The organism is bacterium, assembly GCA_035703895.1.
Taxonomy (GTDB): domain Bacteria; phylum Sysuimicrobiota; class Sysuimicrobiia; order Sysuimicrobiales; family Segetimicrobiaceae; genus Segetimicrobium.
This window is the reverse complement of record DASSXJ010000043.1, coordinates 1-20009: the sequence shown is the minus strand read 5'-3', so window position 1 is coordinate 20009 and position 20009 is coordinate 1. Positions and strand designations below refer to the sequence as shown.

Here is a 20009-nt window from a genome sequence, read left to right as displayed (position 1 = left end):
CACCGCCGTCATATACTCCGCCGGGAAATGCGCCTTCAGATAGGCTGTGTAATACGCGATCAAACCGTAGCAGGCGGCGTGCGCCCGGTTGAACCCATATCGAGCAAACGGCTCGAACTGCTCGAAGATCTGATCGACGATGCGCTTGGGGACGCCGTTTTTGCGGGCGCCGGCCACAAACTTCTCTCGCTGCGCGAGCAACCGATCCTTGATCTTCTTTCGGATCGCATAGCACAGCACGTCCGCCTCGGCCAGCGTATAGCCGGCCACGGCTTGGGCCACGGTCATGATGTCTTCCTGGTACACCATCACGCCATAGGTTTCGCTGAGCACCGGCTCGAGCGACGGATGGAGGTACGTCACGGGTTCCATGCCGTGCTTCCGCCGGATGTAGGACGGAATGTTCGCCATGGGGCCGGGGCGGAACAGCGCGACCATCGCCATGACGTCCTCGATCCGGTCCGGACGGAGGTCCTTGAGATACCGGCGCATCCCGCGACCTTCTAACTGGAAGATCCCCGTGGTCTCCCCGGAGGCGAGCAGTTCATAGGTCGGTTGGTCGTCGAGCGATATCCGCTGAAGATCGATCTCGACCCCCCGCGTCTCCCGGATCAAATGGATCGCGGTGTCCAGAATCGTCAGGTTCGTCAGACCGAGGAAGTCCATCTTCAGCAGGCCGATCGAGGCGACGCTGTTCATGTCGTACTGGGTCATGACGAGGTCGCCCTTGGTGGCGCGCTGCAGCGGGACCTGCTCGATCAGCGGATCGCGGGAAATGATGACGCCCGCCGCGTGGGTGCTGGCGTGGCGGGCCACCCCTTCGAGTTTCTGCGCCAGATCCAGGAGCCGGCGGACCTGGTCGTTGTCTTGCGCGGCGGCGCGGAGCTCGGGCTCGGCGTCGATCGCCTCCTTGAGCGTGACGAAGGGACCCGGGATCAGCTTGGCGATCCGATCGACGTCTCCATACGGCAGGCCCATCACCCGGCCGACGTCGCGAATCGCCGCGCGCGCCCCCATCGTCCCGAATGTGATGATCTGCGCGACCCGGTCGGCACCGTACTTGTCCATCACGTACTTGATGACTTCGTCGCGACGGCTGTCCATGAAATCCACATCGATGTCGGGCATCGTGTACCGTTCGAGGTTCAAGAACCGGTCGAACGGCAGCCGGTAGGCCAGCGGGTCTACGTCCGTCACGCTGCAGGCATAGAGCACAAGGCTCCCGGCCGCCGAGCCCCGGACGGTGGTCAGGATGCCGCTCCGGCGCGCGAAATTCACGAAGTCTTGGACGATCAAGAAGTAGGCGGCATATTCCATCTTGGTGATCACGCTGAGTTCATAATCCAGGCGCTCCTGCAGCACGGGGGTGACCGCGCCGTACAAACGGCGCACCCCCGCCTCGCACAGCGCGCGCAGGTAGGAATCCGGCGTCTCCCCCTCGGGGACGGGAAAGTGCGGCAGATTGAGTGTGCCGGTGTCGATCTCGAGGTGGCATCGCTCAGCGATCGCCACTGTGTTGGCCAGCGCCTCGGGGATCTCGGAAAACCGCGCCGCCATCTCGGCCACGCTCTTCAGGAAGAACTCCGGAGTCTCGCCCATCCGAGGCTTGTCCTTCTGATCGAGCGCGAGCCCCATCTGGATGCACATCAGGACGTCCTGGGCGTCGGCCTCGTCTCGGGAGACATAGTGCACGTCGTTGGTCGCGACGATCGGGAGGTTGAGATCGCGGGCGATGGGCAGGATGCCCTGCGCGACCGTGTGCTGGTCGGGAAGCCCGTGGTTCTGGATCTCCAAGTAGAAATTCCCGACCCCCAAGAGATCGCGATAGGTCGTCGCGATCCTGCGGGCTTCCTTGGCGTCTCCCCGCAGCAGCGCCCGAGGCACTTCTCCCTGGAGACACGCGGACAACCCGATCAACCCGGCGGCGTGCCGGCTCAGCAGGTCGTGGTCGATCCGCGGCTTGTAGTAGAACCCGTCCAGATGCGCGGCGGTCGTGAGCGCGATGAGGTTTTTGTAGCCCACGTTGTTTGCGGCCAGCAGGACGAGGTGGTAGGCCGACGCGTCGAGCCTGGGGTCTTTGTCCCCCATCCCGCGGGGGGCCACGTACGCTTCGATGCCGATGATGGGCTTGATGCCGTGGATACGGGCCTGCTCGTAGAACTCGATCGCCCCGTACAACGCTCCATGGTCCGTGAGCGCCACCGCGGGCATCCCGAGCTTCTGGGCCCGCTGCATCAGCGTGGCGATCCGGCCTTCACCATCGAGCAGAGAATATTCGGTGTGGAGATGGCAGTGGACAAACTCAGCGGGCATGCGCGGTCGTCCTCCGAAATCCCTGGGCCCCTGTGTGATTCGTGTATCGGCGCCGGAGTCCCTGCTTCGCTCGGCGACTCACGAGAAGAGCAGAAACAGGTTACGGGCAAGTGCGGTCTGACTGCTTCGTCGAATCGCGCCGATCGACCGGAGCAACCGGCGGTTGTCGATGGCCCGAACCTGATCCACCATGACATCGGAAGGTTGCTTTAAACCGGCTTCGCCGGACGCGAGGTGGACTCGCAAGAATTGCGCCCGCGGCCGAACCTTGGTGGTGAGCGGGCAGATGACTGTCGAGGGATGCACACCATTCAGGAGGTCGGTTTGCACAACAACGACCGGTCGCACCTTGCCGGGTTCAGAACCCAGTTGAGGATTCAGGTTTGCCAAATACACGTGCCACTTCTTGATCTCCATTTGCGCGACGGGTCAGGCAGGCTCAGCCGACTTGCTCGAACGCTTCCAGCACCTCCATGGAGTCCGCAGCAACAAGAGCGGACTCCGTCCGCAACCTCTTCTTGAGCAACTTGCGCTCCCAAAGCTTGTTATAGAATTGAATCGCGTCGTTGAAGTAGGCGTTTCTCGACTGGCCGCACTTGCGAACGATCTGTTCGGCTTCGCGGAGGACGTCCTCCCGCAGTTTCAGAGAGAGCAACTTGGACACAGGACACCTCCTGGCACGCAACCGGCCGGTATTACCGTGAGTATATACTACTTGGACCCTTCAGACCATCGACGCGCTGATGAGCGCGTGAACCCGGCTCGTCTGTGGACTGAGGTCGACGGGCTGCACCCGGCGGATGCGGAACCCTTCCCGCTCGAGGGTGACCGCATCGTTCGCAAGCGCCCCGAGCGCACGGCCGAGGTATGCGACGCGCTGGATCCCGGCGCGCCGGAGCGCGGGAGGGAGGTCGGGCGCAAGCCCCGTGCCTGGCGGGTGGAGAAACGCCAGCCGGATGGGTTCCCGCTTGGCGATCTTCTCAAGGGCGCGCACCGGATTTCGAGTGTAGAAGCGGCAGTTCGTGATCTGGTTGAGCCGGGCGTTGTCCCAGGCGGCATCGAGTTGATCGGCCGTCGTCACCGCGACGACACGCCCCGCGGCCAAGGCGAGGTGCAGCGTGTAGCCGCCGATTCCGGCGTCGGGTTCCAGGACGGTGTCCGCGGACGAGGCGTCGAGCGCGCCGAGGATGAGCTCGATGAGTCCCGGGACGGCATGCCGGTTTACGGGGAACTCGGCCACCAGGGGCACGTGGAACCGGACCCCCGCGACGTCGTCTTCGACGTAGGGCCGGCCCCACAAAAGGTCCGCGCGCCGTCCGGCGAGGAGATGCCCGCGGCGTGGGGCCCGGACTTCCATCAGGCTCACGAGCTGCGGTACCGCGTCGAGCAACGTGCGTACCACCACGCCCCGCTCCGCCACCGATAATGGCCGCATCACCGAGAGGCCCAGCATGACTTCACCGGACGCCGCACCAACCCGGCTGATCAGCCCCCGGAGGATGCCCGCGACGGGCCGGAGCGCCTCCCACGCCGTCCGCACGGCATTCATGGCGGCTACATTGGACGGGTGCTGGACGGGGCACTGGCCGACCTCAACGACCCGGTCCCCGCCCCAGCTGAAGAACCCCAGCACCCGCCGTCCATCACGGGCGCCGACTGTGGCTTCGAGATGGGTGCGAAACTCCCAGGGCGGCCCCCAGCCGACGGCATCGGAGACGGGGCGATCGGACAGGTGGCCCTGCCGGAGTGCTTCTTGAATGAGCGCGGTCTTCTGCTCGAGTTGCGCGGAGTACTCTAGGTGTTGCCACTGGCACCCGCCACACCTGCCAAAATGCGGGCAGCGCGGACTGACGACCTTGGGTGAGGCGATGCGAAGGGCGACGAGCCGGCCCTCCGCGCGACCCCGCTCGACGCGGAGAACCCGGATGACCGCTTCCTCCCCCGGCGCGGCGTAGGGCACGGCGACTTCTCTTCCCGCAACCGTGGCCAGGGCCTCTCCGCCGGCCCCCATCCGTGAAAACCGGACGATCATCTCACGGCCGGGGGCGATCCGAACGGGTGCCGGGCCTATCCCTCGGGCCGCTCGTTTCCGCGCCGGTCGCGGCGATGCCGGACGGGCGGGGCTACGCGACACCGAGCTGCTCTCGGACCAGGCGATTGACCATCGCCGGGTTCGCGCGGCCCCGGGTCTTCTTCATCACCTGGCCGACCAGAAAGGTCACCGCTTGGTCCTTCCCCGCGCGCACATCCCCCACCGGCCCGGGGTGTTCCACGATCACCTCCTGCACGACGGCGGCCAGCATCGCTTCATCGCTGATCTGCACCAGGCCCCGCTCCTGGACGATCGCGTCCGCGGGCCGTCCGGTGCGGAGCATCTCCTCGAGCACCTCTTTCGCGGACCGGCCGCTCAGCTTCCCCGTGTCGACGAGCATCAAGAGGCCCGCGAGGTGGTCCGGACGGAGTGGGAGTTCCTCAATCTCGCGGCCCGCGGCGTTCAGGTACGCAGCGACGTCACCGATGAGCCAATTGCTGACGATCTTGGGTTTAACAAACCGCCTGACCGTCTCCTCAAAGAACTCCGCCATCGCCCGGGTCGCCGTGAGCAGCCCCGCATCGTGCTCGGGGATGCCGAATGCTTCGACGAACCGGCGCCGCCGAGCCTCGGGCAGCTCGGGAAGGCCCGCCCGGATCCGATCGACCCACGGCGCGTCGATCTGAAGCGGGGTGAGGTCCGGCTCCGGGAAGTAGCGGTAGTCCTGCGCCTCCTCCTTCTCGCGAGAGGAAAAGGTGACCTCGCGGTCTTCATCCCAGTGGCGCGTCTCCTGCACGACCTCCTCGCCACGCTCGAGCGCCTGCCGCTGCCGGGCTTCCTCGAATCGGAGCGCCCGCTCCACCGAGCGGAGGGAGTTCATGTTCTTGATCTCGGTGCGCGTCCCGTGCGGACCGCCGGCCGGCCGCAGCGAGAGGTTGGCGTCGCATCGGAGCGTGCCCTCCTCCAGCCGGCCGCTCGTCACTTCGGCAAACTGGAGCATCGCCCGCAGGTGGATGAGGAAGAGCCTGGCCTCCTCGGGCGAGTGCAGGTCGGGCTCGGTCACCACCTCCATGAGGGGAGTGCCGCAGCGATTGTAGTCGACCAGGCTTCGGCCCTCCGCGTGCACGAGCTTCCCGGTATCTTCCTCAAGATGGACCCGCCGGATTCCGATCTCCATGACCTCGTCACCGGTGGACACGCGCATCAGGCCGCCGGACGCAAGCGGCGGGTGGTCCTTGTACTCGTATTGGGAGATCTGATAGTTCTTCGGCAGGTCGGGATAATAGTAGTTCTTCCGGTGAAATTGGCTCACGGGGTTGATGTGGCACCCCAGGGCCAAGGCGGTCCGGATGCCGAGGTCGACGGCTCGACGGTTGAGCACCGGCAACGATCCCGGCAGCCCCAAGCAGACGGGACACGTACGGGTATTGGGCGGGGCGCCGAACGCGACGGCGCATCCGCAGAACATCTTGCTGGCCGTACTGAGCTGCACGTGCACTTCCAAGCCGATCACGGTCTCATGACGGAGGCCGGCGTCGACGCGGGCCATTACGGGGCCCTCTTCGCGGCGGACGCTCCACGGGCCGCGCGCCCACGTGGCGGCCGCCTGGTGTGGAACTCCGTGGCCTGCTCGAACGCGTGCGCCACGTTGAGGATCGTCTGCTCGCCGAAGGCGCGGCCAACGACCTGCAGGCCCACCGGAAGCCCGCCCACAAACCCGCAGGGCACCGAGATCCCGGGAAGGCCGGCGAGGTTCAGCGGAACGGTATAGACATCCGAGAGATACATCTGCAGCGGGTCATCGACCTTCTCGCCGAGGCGGAACGCCGACGTGGGCGTCACCGGGCCGACTAGCGCATCGAACCGCTCGAACGCCGCATCGAAATCCTGGCGGATCCGCGTCCGCACCCGCAAGGCTCGAAGGTAGAATGCCTCGTAGTACCCGGCCGAGAGCGCATAGGTGCCGAGCATGATCCGCCGCTTCACTTCGGCGCCGAACCCCTCGCGCCGCGTTCGCGAGTAGAGCGTCACCAGGTCGGGGGCGTCAGCGGTCCGGTGTCCGTACTGGACCCCGGCGTAGCGAGCCAGATTGCTGCTCGCCTCCGCCGGCGCGATGATGTAATACGCCGGCAGCGCGTAGGACGCGTGGGGCAGCGAGACCTCCTCGCAGGCCGCCCCGAGCGCGCGGCAGGTCTCGATCGCCTCGCGCACCGCCGCGGCGACGCCGGCATCGAGGCCTTCGGCGAAGAACTCCTTGACGATGCCGAGCCGCATGCCGCGGAGGCTCGTGATGAGGCCGTCGGCATACGCGGGGACCTCCACGTCCGCGGAGGTGGAGTCGGCCGGATCCTGTCCCGCGATCGCCTCGAGCAGAAGGGCGGCGTCCACCACGCTCCGGGCGATCGGGCCGATCTGGTCGAGCGAGGACGCGAACGCGACGAGTCCGTACCGCGACACCCGCCCGTAGGTGGGTTTCATCCCGACCACGCCGCAGAACGCCGCGGGCTGGCGGATGCTGCCGCCCGTGTCCGACCCGAGGGCCAGGGTCGCTTCCCCGGCCGCGACCGCGGCGGTCGGGCCGCCGCTCGTGCCGCCGGGTACTCGGGTCTCGTCCCAGGGGTTGCGGGTGGGTCCGTAGGCGGAGTTCTCCGTGCTGCTGCCCATCGCGAACTCGTCGCAATTCGCTTTGCCCACGATGATCGCGCCGGATCGACGGAGGCGCGTCACCACGGTGGCGTCGTACGGCGACCGAAATCCGGCGAGGATCCGGGACCCGCACGTCGTCGGCGAGTGCCGCGTGCAGATGTTGTCCTTGAGCGCAACCGGGATCCCGGCAAGCGGAGGCGCATCCTCCCCGCGCACCACGGCATCCCACCGGGCCGCCTCGGCGAGCGCGGCGTCGCGATCGAGATAGAGATACGCGTGGAGCCGCCCGTCCTCCGCGTCGATGCGCTCGAACACCGCCCGGACGACCTCCGTGGGGGATGTCTCGCCCCGGCGAAACTTTGCGCGGAGGTCGCAGGCCGTGAGGTCGGCAAGCGCGCTCACTCGGAAGGCTCCTCGATGATCACCGGGGGGACCACGAAGTACCCGTTCTCAGCGACGGGCGCGTTGGCGAGCGCCTCCTCCTGGCTGAGGCACGGACGGACCTCGTCTTCGCGCAGGACGTTCGCCGCGGTCCGCGGATGATCCGCGGGAGGCGCGTCGCCGAGATCCAGCGCGTTGAGCCGCTGCACGTACGCCAGGATGTCCCCGAGTTGATGGCGGAACCGCTCAAGCTCCTCTGGCGAGAGTTCCAGCCGGCTGAGCCGGGCCACGCGGGCGACGGTGCGATCGTCGATCATGCGTTGGGAAGCCTCCCGGGAATGCGAATTGGTGCCATGGTAGCACAGCGCCGGGAAGCGGCTCAAGATTCGTCCGCGCGTCGGAGCCGTGAACGCCCAGGCTTCGGCCGCCGCTAGGCGATCCCGAGGTAGGCTTCCCTGACGCGTGGATCCCCCCGGAGCGCCTCGCTTGGCCCACTGAGTCTGACTTGTCCCGACTCCAGGACGTACGCCCGGTTGGCCAGGGAAAGCGCAAAAGCGGCATCCTGCTCCACTAAGAGGAGGGTGATACCCCCCTGACATATCTCGTGGAGGCTCTCGCGGATCGCGGCTTTGATGAGTGGGGCCAATCCGATCGACGGCTCGTCGAGCATGAGCAGCCGGGGACGGGCCATCAACGCGCGACCCAAGGCCACCATCTGTTGCTCACCGCCCGAGAGGGTCGCGGCGATTTGCGGGCGGCGATCCCGGAGCGCGGGGAACAAACGGAAGACTCGTTCGAGATCCTCCTCGAGGACCTGATGATCCCTGCGCCCGTACGCGCCCAGGAGGAGGTTCTTCAGCACCGAGAGCTCGGGAAAGAGACGCCGGCGTTCCGGACAGTGGGCGATGCCCAGCCGAGCGACCAGATGGGGCGGCAGGCGCAGCAGTTCGTTGCCGAGGAACCTGACGGATCCGGTCGCCGGCGTCGTTCGGGAGATCGCCCGTAAGAGGGTGGTCTTCCCCGCCCCATTCGGACCGAGGACGGCGACGGCTTCTCCCTCCTCGATCGCGAGCGTGATCCCGTCGAGCGCGAGCGCCCGCCCGTAGGCGACACGGAGGTCACGGAGATCCAGGACGGCGGTCATCGCAGCGGGACCGACATGGTTCCACCCAGATAGGCCTCGACGACGCGAGGCGACTGCGCGACCACCGCCGGCGGCCCTTCTGCGATGATCTGACCGAACTGCATGACGATCACACGTGTCACCAACTGCATCAGCTCGCGGAGCTTGTGCTCGACGATCAGGATCGTCGTCCCCCGCCGGGCCAAGGTGCCGATGAGCGTCACCAGAGGGGCGGCTTCCAAGATACTGAGGCCGGAGAACGGTTCGTCGAGCAGGAGGAGTTCCGGGTGCGTGGCGAGAGCCCGCGCGATCTCCAACCGGCGCAGGTCCCCGAACGGAAGGGTCTCCACCGGCTGGGCGGCCTTCTTCTCCAGCTCTACCGCGGCGATGATCTCCATGGCATGCAGCCAGACGTCCCGACCGCCGGCCATCCGGCGCGCCCGGGGCGAAACGCAGGCCGTGGCCACATTGTCCAGGACGGTCATGTTCGTAAACGGCCGCACGACCTGGAAGGTCCGGGCCAGCCCTTGGTCGACGATCCGGTGCGGCGGGCGGCCCGAGATCCGGCGATCCTTGAAAACCACGGCCCCGAGATCGGGGCGGAGGAATCCCGACAACAGACTGAAGAGCGTCGTCTTGCCGGCGCCGTTTGGCCCGATGATCCCGACGAGGTCTCCCGCTTCAACCGCAAAGGTCACCGCGTCCACCGCGGTCAAGCCGCCGAAGCGTTTGGTCAGCCCTTCCGTGGTCAGCAGCGCCATCGCTCACGCTCCCGGAGCCACCCCACGAGCTGGACGATCACCCCGCCAGGCCAGTACAGAATCACCGGGAGCAGGATCGCCGAAAAGAGCAGAAGCCGGTACGACCCGAACCCGCGAAGGACCTCCCCCAACGCCGTCAGGAGAAACCCACCCGCGGCGGCCCCGTAGATGGTGCCGATGCCGCCGATGACGGCCATGATGATCACGGTGACCGACAGGGCCGCTGAATAGACGGACGGGCCCACGTGTTCCTGCACGTGAGCATACAGCCCGCCCGCCAATCCGGCGGGCAGGGCGCTCAAGAGCAGCGCGCCCATCTTGTAGACCGTGGTATTGAGCCCGGAGGCCTCGCACGCCATTTCGTTGGCGCGGATCGCACGCAGGACCATGCCCCACTTGCTCCGCGTGGCCCAATAGAGCCCGACCACCACCACCGCCATGAACGCCAGGGTTGCGTAGTAGGTGGTGGGCGCTGAGAGCGACAGCGGCTGGACGCCGTAGACCCCGTCTTCGCCCCCGGTGAGCGGCCACAGCAAGAGCGTCAGGCGCTCCATGATTCCCGCGACCGCGAGGGTCGCAAGCGCGAAGTACGGCCCCCGAAGCCTGAGGGTGGGCACGCCCACAAGGATCGCGAACGCCACCACCACCACCCCTCCCGCGGCGATCCCCAGCGCGGGAGACAGATGGAGACGCGTGTTGAGGAGGGCCGCCGTGTATGCCCCCGTGCCGATGAACAATGCGTGTCCAAAGTTCTCCCGGCCCGTGTAACCGGAGAGGAGGTCCCAGCTCGCCGCGATCGCCGCGTACAGGTTGGCCAGGGTAAACACGCTCAAGAAGTACCGATCTCGAACGGCTAACGGCACCAGGGCGAGCGCCAGCAACACCGCGACACCCGGAGCGGCCGTGCGCATGCCGGACATCGCGGCGGGAACCGGCGGATGCTCGCTCAGTTCATCCACGCCGCCCTCACGGGATCGCGCGGTCGCCGCTTCACGCCCGCCGTTAGAGCTCGATCCGTCTGCCAAGCAGCCCTGACGGCCTGACCACGAGGGTGACGAGGATCAACACGAGCGGGACGAGCTCGGAGAGGGCGCTGCTGGCAAACCGTGAGACTGCGGTCTCCGAGTACCCCAGAAGCACGGACGCGAGCAGGCTCCCGGGGATGCTCCCCAATCCGCCCAGAATGACGACGGCGAACGACTTGATGAGCGGCAGGACCCACATCTGCGGGCTGACGACAAGCACAGGGGCGACGAGGACGCCGGCCGTCGCCGCGAGGGCCGCGGACAGCACCATGACCGTCCTCGAAACGTGTTCCACATCGATGCCCAGGTACGTGGCCGCCTCTCGGTCCTGCGCGACCGCCAGGATGGCGCTGCCGAAGCGTGTCCGGTAGACGAGGAGCCAAACCAAGCCGAGCGCGATTCCTCCAACCGCGAATGCAATGGCGCGCTGACCGGCGACGGTCACCCCCAGGACGTTCAGCGTGGTCGTCGTGAACGAGGGAATGTTGCGCGACGTGTAGCCATAAAACGCGAAGATCACTTGTTCCGAGAGCAAGGCGAACACCACGGTGATGATCAGCACGGCGAGGACCGAGTGCCGGAGCGGGCGGATCAGCACTCGGTCCATTGCCAGGCCGACCGCCGCGACGGCGAGCACGGCCGCGGCCGTCCCGACCAGGAGCGGAAGGCCGAGCACGACCACCAGGGTGTAGGCGATGTACACCCCCATGGCATAGAACGATCCGTGGGCCAGGTTGACCACGCGGCCGACCCCAAAGATCAGGGTGAAGCCGAGGGCCAGCATGGCGTAGATGGCGCTGTTGATCGCGCCGAGGATCAGGACATCTGCCATGCCGGCCCTCGAGCGGCCGTTACCGCAGCCAGGCGAGCGGGGCGTACTTTCCGGTGGCGAGGTTTCTCGGCCAGATCAACGCCCGCTTGCACCCGTCCTGCCACTGCACCATCGTCTCAACCGCGTACCCAGGGCCGTAGCGGACGTCGTGCACCTCGTCGAAGACCACGTGGCCGCTGGCCCCGACGTAGTCGGTCTTCTCGAGAAATGGAATGACCTTCTCCGGGTCGAGCGTCTGCGCTTTCTCCACGGCCGCCTTGTAGATATACATCGCGTCGTACGCGCCGAACGAGGTGTAGACGGGCGCACGCTTGAACCGATCGGTGTACTTCTCAAGAAACGGAATCGACTTCGGTGTGACGGCCACCTTGAGCGGCGGGCTCCCGAACAGGATGACCTCTCCCACCGAGGCGCCGCCGAGCTTCTCGCAGGCGTCGGCTTCTTGTTGCTTCACGTCGATGCCGCCCCAGGGAACCGGAACCTTGAGGGACGCGTAGGCCTTCACCACCACATCGGAGGACGCGTGGGACATGAGGGGGACGACGAATTGGGCTCCGGCGGCGCGCGCCTTGGCGAACATGGGGCTGAAGTCCGTGGTCCGGACGTCGAACAGCTCCTTGTAGACGACCTGGAGGCCCTGCTTCTCGGCGAGCCGGCGTTCCATCGCCGGGAGCACCCCCTGCACCCAGACCAGGTTCTCCCCGACGATCGCGATCTTCGTCGCCTTGAGTTCGGTCTTGACGAACTCGTCGACGAAGTCGGCGAGGGCGAAGCCCAGGTACGTGGAGTTCACCGGAGTGACTCGAAAGAGGTACTTGAAGTTGGCGTAGTCCTTTCTGACCTGCTCGGTGATCAGCGGCGAAGAGGCTCCCACCCCCAGGTAGATGATCTTGCCGCGGGAAATGTGCGGGAGTTGCGCGAGGACGACGCCGCTCGTCTGTCCCCCGATCAGGACGTCGACCTTGTTGCTCTCGATCAGCTTGCGGATGGCGGCGATGCCGACCTCGGGATTCTCGGCCTCGTCCTCCGGCACCAGGGTGAGCTTGCGTCCGAGAATCCCCCCGGCGGCGTTGATCTCACCGGCGGCGAGCTCCAAACCGTACACAATACCTTGCCCGACGGCCAGTTGCAGAGGACCCGGGACACCTACCTTGATCAACGGCGCCTGCGCGCCTGCGCCGGACGGCCCGATCGCGATCAGGGCCGCGACGATTACGAGCGCTCCCCATCGCCTCATCGCTTTCCCCTCCCTTCGGTTGGTGGGCCAAAGTATCTTACCTGCCGTCTCTTCCGGCACCTCTCGCTACGGTCGTTCGAAGACGCCGGCAGCGCCCATGCCTCCGCCGACGCACATCGTCACCACCCCATACCGCGCCCGCCGGCGCCGCATTTCGTGCAAGAGCGTCGCCGTCATCCGCGCCCCGGAGCACCCCAGCGGGTGCCCGAGGGCGATGGCACCCCCGTTCACGTTCAGCCGCTCCTCGTCCAGGTCGAGGACCCGGATCACCGCGAGCGATTGTGCGGCGAACGCCTCGTTCAACTCGATGAGGTCGACGTCCTGGAGGCGGACCCCCGCGTGATTGAGCGCTTTCGGGACCGCCTCCACGGGTCCCACGCCCATGACCTCCGGGGCCACCCCCGCTACGGCGAACGAGCGGAAGATGCCGAGCGGCCGCACACCGAGCCGCTCCGCGACCTCACCGGCCATGACGACCGCGGCCGCTGCGCCGTCACTCGTCTGCGACGAGTTGCCCGCCGTCACCGTCCCGTCACGGGCGAACGCAGGAGCCAACGCCGCGAGCCGGTCCAGCGAGGTGTCGGGGCGGACTCCCTCGTCGACCTCGAACACGGTCTCGCGCCCGCGCGGACGCCCATCCTCCTCCTCCCACCGCATCACGGCGAGCTGGACCACCTCGTCCCGGAAACGGCCCGAGGCCCGGGCGGCCGCCGCGCGCTCGTGGCTGCGCAGGCTGAACGCATCCTGATCGACGCGAGAGATGTTGAACCGCCGGGCCACATTCTCCGCGGTCAGGCCCATCGAGATGAACACCTCCGGCCACTCCGCGGCCAAGTGCGGGTTCGGCGCGTACTTGTTCCCTCGCCGCGGCACGAGGCTCATGCTCTCGACCCCGCCCGCCACGGCTACATCCACCTGGCCAACCATCACCTCGTAGGATGCGATCGCGATGGCTTGGAGGCCTGACGAGCAAAAGCGGTTCACGGTCTGGGCCGAGGTCCCTACCGGGAGGCCGGCGCGCAATGAGGCGACGCGGGCCACGTTGAGCCCTTGTTCCCCCTCGGGCATCGCGCAGCCGAGCACGACGTCCTCCACGGCGTCGGGGGCAAGCCCGGGCACCCGCCGCACCGCCTCTCGGATCACTACCGCGGCCATCTCGTCCGGCCGGGTATCCTTCAACGTCCCCCGCGGCGCCTTGCCGACCGCGGTCCGGACGGCCGAGACGATCACGGCGTCCCGCATCGGCATCTTCTCCCCTAGTTGCGGAGCGGCGTGCCGGTCCGCAACAGATGGCGGATTCGTTCCTGTGTCTTGGCCTCCCCCAGCAGGCTCAGGTAGGCCTCCCGCTCCAGGTCCAGCAGGTACTCCTCGGACACCCACGCCCCTTCGGGGACATCCCCTCCGGCCATGACGTGGGCGAGCTTCCTCCCGACGACCTCGTCGTAGGGGGTGATGTGGCCGCCGGCCTTCAGATTATAGAGCAGAGCCCAGAGCGCTGCCCGGCCGCGCTGTCCGATCACACGGATGCGGCCCGGCCCCGAGGGCCGGTAGCCGAGCCGGGCGACGGCCAGCGCCGCATCCTTAGCGTCCTCGATCAACCGGCCGGCGTTCGTGGTGATGCCGTCGTGCTCGCGCAGATAGCCCCACGCCCGGGCCTCACTTGCCGACCGGGACACTTTGGCCAGCGCGATGGTCTCGAACGTCCACTGGACGAGCGGCAGCAGGTCGGCGGCGACCTCTGCCGGGATGCGCGCCTGGGCCCGCTTCACCATCTCCATCGTCCCGCCGCCGGCGGGGACCAGACCCACCCCGGTCTCGACAAGCCCCATGTACGTCTCCGCAGCCGCCTGCAGGCGCGCACAGGCAAGACAGAGCTCTGCTCCACCTGCGAGAGTCCGGCCGGAAGGGGCACCGATCACCGGCTTCGGTGCTTTCCGGATGCGCAGGGTGACGTACTGGAACTGCCGGACCGCTCGGTCGATCTCGTCCCATCTCCCTTCCGCAGCGCCGAGCACGAGCAATTGCAAATTTCCGCCGACCGAAAAATCCTTGGCCGGGTTTCCGATCACGAGGGCGGCGAAGTCGCGCTCCAGACGATCAAGGGCGGTATCCAGCATCTGGACGATGTCGAGGTCGAGCGTGTTCAGCTTGGAATGGAACACCACGCACGCGGCGCCCCCGCCGAGGTCGACCAGGGACGCGGAGGCATTGCGTTCGATCTCGCGACCGACCTCCGAACGATCGTTCAGGATCGTCTCCCCCTGCTCACCGCTGCCCAGCGACCCCACCACCGAGGGCCCGTCCTCAATTCACGCGTTTGGCGCGCCCGGCCCAGTACGGCTCGCGCAGGTGCGCCTTTAGAATCTTGCCGGTGCCGCCTTTCGGCAACGCCTCGAAGAACTCCACCGATTTCGGCGCCTTGAAGTGAGCCAGCCGGTCCCGGCAGAACTGGATCAATTCCTGCTCGGAGGCGTTCGCCCCCGGCTTGAGGACGACCAGCGCCTTGGCGACCTCGCCCCATTGGTCGTCGGGGACGGCCACGACGGCGCACTCATACACGGCGTGGTGGACGACCAAGGCGTTCTCTACCTCGACCGACGAGATGTTCTCGCCGCCGCTTATGATGATGTCTTTTTTGCGGTCGACGATGTTGAGGTAACCCTCACCGTCGATCGTGGCCATGTCCCCCGTGTAGAACCACCCGTCGCGGATCGCCTTGGCGGTGGCCTCAGGATCATGGAGATAGCCCTCCATCACGACGTTGCCGCGGACCGCGATCTCCCCGACGGTCGCGCCGTCGGCCGCAACGTCGCGGCCCCGCTCGTCCACGACCCGGACTTCGACGCCGGGGATCGCATACCCGGTGGTTGACCGGCGCTCCAGGCGCCGTTCCGGGGTCTCCGCGCTCAGGTGCGTCTTGGGACGCGCCAGGGTCAACACCGGGGAAGTCTCGGTGAGGCCATACCCGACCATGGCCTCGCACCCCAGCTTCTCCTCCATCGCCTTGATCAGCAGGGGGAACGCAGGGGCGCCACCGGTGGTCGCCAGCCGGAGGCTGCCGAGATCGTACCTCCCGATGTCGGAGTGGTTGAGCAGCGCGTTGTAGATCGCCGGCACACCCGCGAGCCTGGTGACGCGCTCCCGCTCGATGAGGCGGAAGATCTCCACGGGGTCGATCTTGCGGAGCAGGACGTGGACCCCCCCGACAGCTGTGACGCCGTGCGGGACTCCCCAGCCGTTTACGTGAAACATCGGGACGACGTGGAGGAAGACGTCCGCATCAGTGGTGGAGTGCGCGATCACGGTATACAGCGCGTGCAGATAGAGCGTCCGGTGGGTGAGGATGACGCCCTTGGGTTTGCCCGTGGTGCCGCTTGTATAGAAGACCTCGGCTGGGCTGTTCTCATCCACTTCGGGATCCTCCCCAAGTGGTGGGGATCCGGCGAGGAAGCCCTCGTAGTCGCGGGTCTGGAAAGGCGCAGGCCCGTCGATTTCGAGACCCACGAACTCCCCGACCGTCTCCAAGTTGGGTCGCATCTCCGCGACGGCGGACGTGAAATCGTTGTGGAAAAAGAGCGCCCGGGATTTCGCGTGGTTGAGAATGGACGCGATCTCCTGCGGGCGCAGCCGGATGTTGAGAGGGTTGAGAATCGCCCGGGCCTGCGGAACCCCGAAGTACGCCTCCAGCAGATGGTGGGTGTTGTACGTCAGGAACGAGACCACGTCGCCCGGTTTGATCCCGAGCCGTGTGAGCGCCCCGGCCAGCCTCCGGGAGCGTTCGCCAAACTCGGCGTAGGTATAGCGCCGCGGCCCATCGACGACCCCCACCTTGCGTCCAAAGAGACGCTCAGCCCGCCTCCGAAACTCCAGCGGCGACAGCGGCACAAACATTCGCGGCGCCTCCTTTGCCCGGTCGTGTTTCGGACCGTTGCGGGAGCAAACGGCGGGGCGGCGTGGCGCCGCCCCGCTCCACGTTGGGTCTCCGGTTGGCCCAGCGCTTCTATCGCTTGCTGATCGTGTAGAAGTACTGCCCGGGAAAGATCGGATTGTAGTACCAGCCGTGGACCCAGGATCGCATCACATAATAGGTGACCGGCTGAACGAGGAACAGATACGGCAGGTCGTTGTACGCGATCATCGACAGCTGGCGGTAGAGGGCTTTGCGCTTCGCCGGGTCCGCCGTCCCCACCGCCTCCTCGATAAGCCGGTCTGCCTCGGAATTCCGGTATCCGCCGCGGACCGGGAAGTACCCGTTCGACGAAAGAAAGGGCTGCGCGAAATCGTGCGGATCGGGGTAATCTGCAAACCACCCGAGGAAGTACATCGTCCCCTTGTGGGCAAAGAGCAATTGGTTCAGGGTGCTGGCGGGCACCGCCCGAGAGTCGATCTGGAATTTGGGATTCAGCGCCCCGACGGTGTCCTTAACGATCTGGGCGCCCACCTGCCGCGCCGCGTTCCCAGCCGTGAACGGGATCGTGAACTTGAAGCCGGTGTCCCAGACCTTGCCCCCCGAGGCCTCCTTGAACTCGGCGATGGCCTTGTCGCGGCTGGTGGTGTACACCGGGATCGTCGGGTCGTACCCCAGCAATCCCTGGACGATCGGCCCGTGGGGGAGGACCCCCTTCCCCGCGTACGCGCCGCTCAGGTTCGACGCGTAATCGAAGGCGTACGCGAATCCGCGCCGGACGTGGATATCAGAAAAGAACTCCGGCGGGATCCCGGCTCCGTCGAGCTTGCCTGAGCCGGCGTCAGGGTTGGCCTCGGTATTGATCTTGAAATTGAACTGGAGCGTCTGCACCGCGATCTGCGGCAGGTTGTCCTGCACGACGGTCCCGGGCAGCCCCCGGAGCTGGACTTCCTGGTTCAGCGACGCGACCACGATGTCCGCGTCGCCTTGCTGGAGCTGCAGGCGGCGGGTGGTGAACTCCGGGACCGCCTGAAGCACCACTCGGCGCAGCGCCGCCGGGGCACGCCAGTACCCGTCGTTGCGAACCAAGATGACCTGTTTGGCCTGCCGGTCCCACCGCTCGAGCTTGAACGGACCGGTCCCATTCATATGGTCGAACTCGTACCGATCTTCGATCTTGGGATTGTTGTACTTCTGCCAGGTGGCCGGGCTGCCGTCCCAGTCACCGTGCGCGGCCGCCCAGGCCCTGGGCATGACGGCCGTCCAGGCGGCGATGATCGTGAGAAACGGCGCGAACGGCTTCTTCAGCCGGAAGACGATCGAGTCGCCCTTCACGCTCACCGCCTTGGCCACGTCGGCGTACGTGACCTGTATCTTGCCCTTGTCGTCCCGGGTGCTGTCGACTCCGAGCAGCGGACTGAGGAGGAGCCACCCCGGCCCGCCGGCCTGATCTTGAAGGAGGAACCGCTGAATCGAGTACCGGACGTCGTCGGGCGTCATCACCGAGCCGTCGTGGAACTTCACCCCCTTGCGGAGCGGGAACGTATACGTGAGGCCGTCCGCACTGATCAACCCGTTCGCCAGGCTGGGCACCGCTGTGGCCAGCATGGGGGAAAACTTGTCGAGCGACGACCCGCCGTACATGATCAGCGTCTCGTACACGTTTGGCCAGATCGGCTCGTAGGAATAGATGTCGTACGCCAGCGCCGGGTCGAGGCTGCTGACGTCGCCGAACCCGAGCTCGAGGATGGTGTCCGGATTCTTGATCGCCTCCCCCGCTCCCCGGGCGATGCCTGGGCCAAGCGATGCGATCAGGAACACGGCGCAGCACAATGCCGCCGCGCGGGATGTGTAGTGGAATAGGCGCATGGTCTCCCCTCCCCCTCTGCATTCAGTTTTCGGATCGGACCTGCTGACGACGGATCGCTACCGGCTTCCCTGAAGGCGCGGGTCGAAGATGTCGCGGAACGCGTCCCCGAGCAGGTTCCACCCAAGGACGAACAGGAAGATCGCGGCGCCCGGCACGATCAGCGTATACCAGAACACGAAGGCGTGGCCCGGGGTGCCCGCGATCCAGTTGTGAGAGAGGTTGATGAGCTGCCCCCAGTCGGCATACCCGGGAGGCGCGCCCAGGCCCAGGAACGAGAGCGCGGCAAAGGTGATCACGATGCTCCCGATGTTCAGCGAGGCGAGGATCAGCATCGGATAGAGCGTGTTCGGAATCACGTGCCGGCCGATAATGCGAAGATCACCGGCCCCGAGCGCGCGGGCCGCCTGCACAAACTCGATATCCCGGACCCGCAGGAACTCGCCCCGAAGGAGCCGTGTGTAGGTCGGCCACTCCACAATCGCGATCGCGATGATGGCGTTCCGCACGTTCTGTCCCAGCACCGCGACGATCACGACGGCCAGGATCAACCCGGGGAAGGCCAGGAAGATATCGGTGACCCGCATCACGACCTCGTCGATCCATCCGCCGTAAAAGCCGCTCAGACTCCCGAGAAGGAGCGCGACGACGACCGCGGAGGCGACGACGGTGAGCGCGACGATGAACGCGGTGCGGGCCCCCCAGATGACTCCGTAGTAGAGGTCGAACTGCTCCTCCGTCGTCCCGAAGGGATGGCGCGGGCTCGGCGGATGGGGATCGCTCGCGTACCCCTCGTGTGGGATCATGAATGGGTTCCGCTCGGTCGGGTGCGTGAGAAATGGGGCCAGCAGCGCCAGGACGACGAACAACGCGACGATCAACAGGCCCAGCATCGACATCGGGGTCGAGCGAAACCGCCGGACCGTCCGGTGCCAGCCGGTCTCCGCCATCCGCGGGCGCGCGCGGGCCGGCGAAAGCGGGAAGCTTGGGGTCGAGGACGAGGATCGGACCGCGCTCAATGCAGCCGGATCCGCGGGTCCACGACGGCGTACAGGACGTCCGCGCAGAGGTTCCCCACAACGAGGATCCCGGCGAAGATCAGGGCAAACCCCGTGACCGCGGGAATGTCGAGTTGCTGGCTCGCGCCGACGCCCCACCGGCCGATGCCCGGATAGTTGAAGACGGTCTCCGTGATCACCACCCCGCTGAGGAGCCCGACAAACAACAGACTCGCCAGCGTGATCACGGGGATGAGCGCGTTGCGGCGCGCGTGCCTGTCGACGACGGCCCTCTGCGGCAGACCCTTGGCCCGGGCGGTCCGCACGTAGTCGGTGCGGAGCGTCTCGAGCATCGAGGACCGGGTGATCCGGACGAGGACGGCCGTCAGGAAATAGGTCAGCGTCGTGACGGGCAGCACCAGGTGCTTGGCCGCGTCCCAGACGATCCACCACTGCCGGTTCAGCACCGCGTCCACCGTCATGAGACCGGTATAGACGTGAAACCGGCCGCTGCGGACGAACTGATCGGCCTCGAGCGACAGTCGGCCCGGGGGAAACCATCCGAGCTGGCCGTAGAACAGCATGAGCAGCAGGAGCGCCCAGACAAACGTCGGCAGCGAATAGCCGCTGATAGACGTAAACCGGCTGATGTGGTCGATCAGCTTGTCCCGGTGCACGGCCGAGGAGGTGCCGAGCCAGATGCCAAAGGTGAGGATGCAGATGAAGGCATAGAACCCCAGTTCCAGGGTCGCGGGGAAGAACCCCCGGATGGCGTCGGCCACCGGCTCACGAGCGGTCTCGGACCACCCCAGGTCCCCGTGCAGCACCTGGCGGAGCCAGTCCCAGTACTGCACGTAGACCGGTTGGTCCAGATGATACTTCGTGAT

The 20009-nt window shown here is 66.6% G+C and carries 18 protein-coding genes; all 18 read right to left on the bottom strand.

Features of this window, described 5'->3' with window-relative positions:
• Positions 1-2313 (bottom strand): DNA polymerase III subunit alpha (gene dnaE / locus VFP86_03330; GenBank protein ID HET8998657.1); only part of this gene is annotated, 2313 nt, incomplete at its 3' end.
• 78 nt (positions 2314-2391) lie between these two features.
• Positions 2392-2730, bottom strand: a complete 339-nt coding sequence (locus VFP86_03325; GenBank protein ID HET8998656.1) for a type II toxin-antitoxin system PemK/MazF family toxin — start codon at positions 2728-2730, stop codon at positions 2392-2394.
• A 22-nt stretch (positions 2731-2752) separates the two neighbouring features.
• A complete protein-coding gene (locus VFP86_03320; GenBank protein ID HET8998655.1) occupies positions 2753-2977 on the bottom strand; it encodes a hypothetical protein in 225 nt (74 codons plus the stop codon).
• Positions 2978-3037: 60 nt separating this feature from the next.
• Positions 3038-4345, bottom strand: a complete 1308-nt coding sequence (rlmD, locus tag VFP86_03315) for a 23S rRNA (uracil(1939)-C(5))-methyltransferase RlmD (protein HET8998654.1) — start codon at positions 4343-4345, stop codon at positions 3038-3040.
• 91 nt (positions 4346-4436) lie between these two features.
• Positions 4437-5894, bottom strand: coding sequence for an Asp-tRNA(Asn)/Glu-tRNA(Gln) amidotransferase subunit GatB (gatB, locus tag VFP86_03310; protein HET8998653.1), 1458 nt, complete (start codon positions 5892-5894; stop codon positions 4437-4439).
• Positions 5894-7393 carry an Asp-tRNA(Asn)/Glu-tRNA(Gln) amidotransferase subunit GatA gene (gene gatA / locus VFP86_03305; protein HET8998652.1) on the bottom strand — a complete coding sequence of 500 codons (1500 nt, stop codon included), beginning with the start codon at positions 7391-7393 and terminating at the stop codon, positions 5894-5896. The genes gatB and gatA overlap by 1 nt, the downstream gene beginning before the upstream one ends.
• Positions 7390-7689 carry an Asp-tRNA(Asn)/Glu-tRNA(Gln) amidotransferase subunit GatC gene (gatC, locus tag VFP86_03300; GenBank protein ID HET8998651.1) on the bottom strand — a complete coding sequence of 100 codons (300 nt, stop codon included), beginning with the start codon at positions 7687-7689 and terminating at the stop codon, positions 7390-7392. Before gatC ends, gatA begins: the two co-directional genes overlap by 4 nt.
• Positions 7690-7802: 113 nt before the next feature.
• Positions 7803-8516, bottom strand: coding sequence for an ABC transporter ATP-binding protein (locus VFP86_03295; protein ID HET8998650.1), 714 nt, complete (start codon positions 8514-8516; stop codon positions 7803-7805).
• Entirely contained in the window at positions 8513-9256 is a 744-nt protein-coding gene (locus tag VFP86_03290) for an ABC transporter ATP-binding protein (protein HET8998649.1), read from the bottom strand. The genes VFP86_03295 and VFP86_03290 overlap by 4 nt, the downstream gene beginning before the upstream one ends.
• A complete protein-coding gene (locus VFP86_03285) occupies positions 9244-10215 on the bottom strand; it encodes a branched-chain amino acid ABC transporter permease (protein HET8998648.1) in 972 nt (323 codons plus the stop codon). Before VFP86_03285 ends, VFP86_03290 begins: the two co-directional genes overlap by 13 nt.
• Before the next feature lie 43 nt (positions 10216-10258).
• A complete protein-coding gene (locus VFP86_03280; GenBank protein HET8998647.1) occupies positions 10259-11113 on the bottom strand; it encodes a branched-chain amino acid ABC transporter permease in 855 nt (284 codons plus the stop codon).
• A 19-nt stretch (positions 11114-11132) separates the two neighbouring features.
• Positions 11133-12350, bottom strand: coding sequence for an ABC transporter substrate-binding protein (locus tag VFP86_03275; protein HET8998646.1), 1218 nt, complete (start codon positions 12348-12350; stop codon positions 11133-11135).
• 66 nt (positions 12351-12416) lie between these two features.
• Positions 12417-13592 (bottom strand): acetyl-CoA C-acyltransferase, encoded by a 1176-nt coding sequence (locus VFP86_03270; GenBank protein HET8998645.1) that lies wholly within the window; start codon positions 13590-13592, stop codon positions 12417-12419.
• Positions 13593-13606: 14 nt separating this feature from the next.
• Positions 13607-14641 (bottom strand): enoyl-CoA hydratase/isomerase family protein, encoded by a 1035-nt coding sequence (locus VFP86_03265; GenBank protein ID HET8998644.1) that lies wholly within the window; start codon positions 14639-14641, stop codon positions 13607-13609.
• 13 nt (positions 14642-14654) lie between these two features.
• On the bottom strand, positions 14655-16241 hold the full coding sequence (locus VFP86_03260; GenBank protein ID HET8998643.1) for a fatty acid--CoA ligase: 1587 nt from the start codon (positions 16239-16241) through the stop codon (positions 14655-14657).
• Between the two features lie 109 nt (positions 16242-16350).
• Positions 16351-18126 carry an ABC transporter substrate-binding protein gene (locus VFP86_03255; GenBank protein ID HET8998642.1) on the bottom strand — a complete coding sequence of 592 codons (1776 nt, stop codon included), beginning with the start codon at positions 18124-18126 and terminating at the stop codon, positions 16351-16353.
• 57 nt (positions 18127-18183) lie between these two features.
• Positions 18184-19074: an ABC transporter permease gene (locus VFP86_03250; GenBank protein ID HET8998641.1), complete on the bottom strand. Its 891-nt coding sequence runs from the start codon at positions 19072-19074 to the stop codon at positions 18184-18186.
• A gap of 65 nt (positions 19075-19139) precedes the next feature.
• Positions 19140-20009, bottom strand: an 870-nt coding sequence (locus VFP86_03245; protein HET8998640.1) for an ABC transporter permease, incomplete at its 5' end; no start/stop codon positions are given.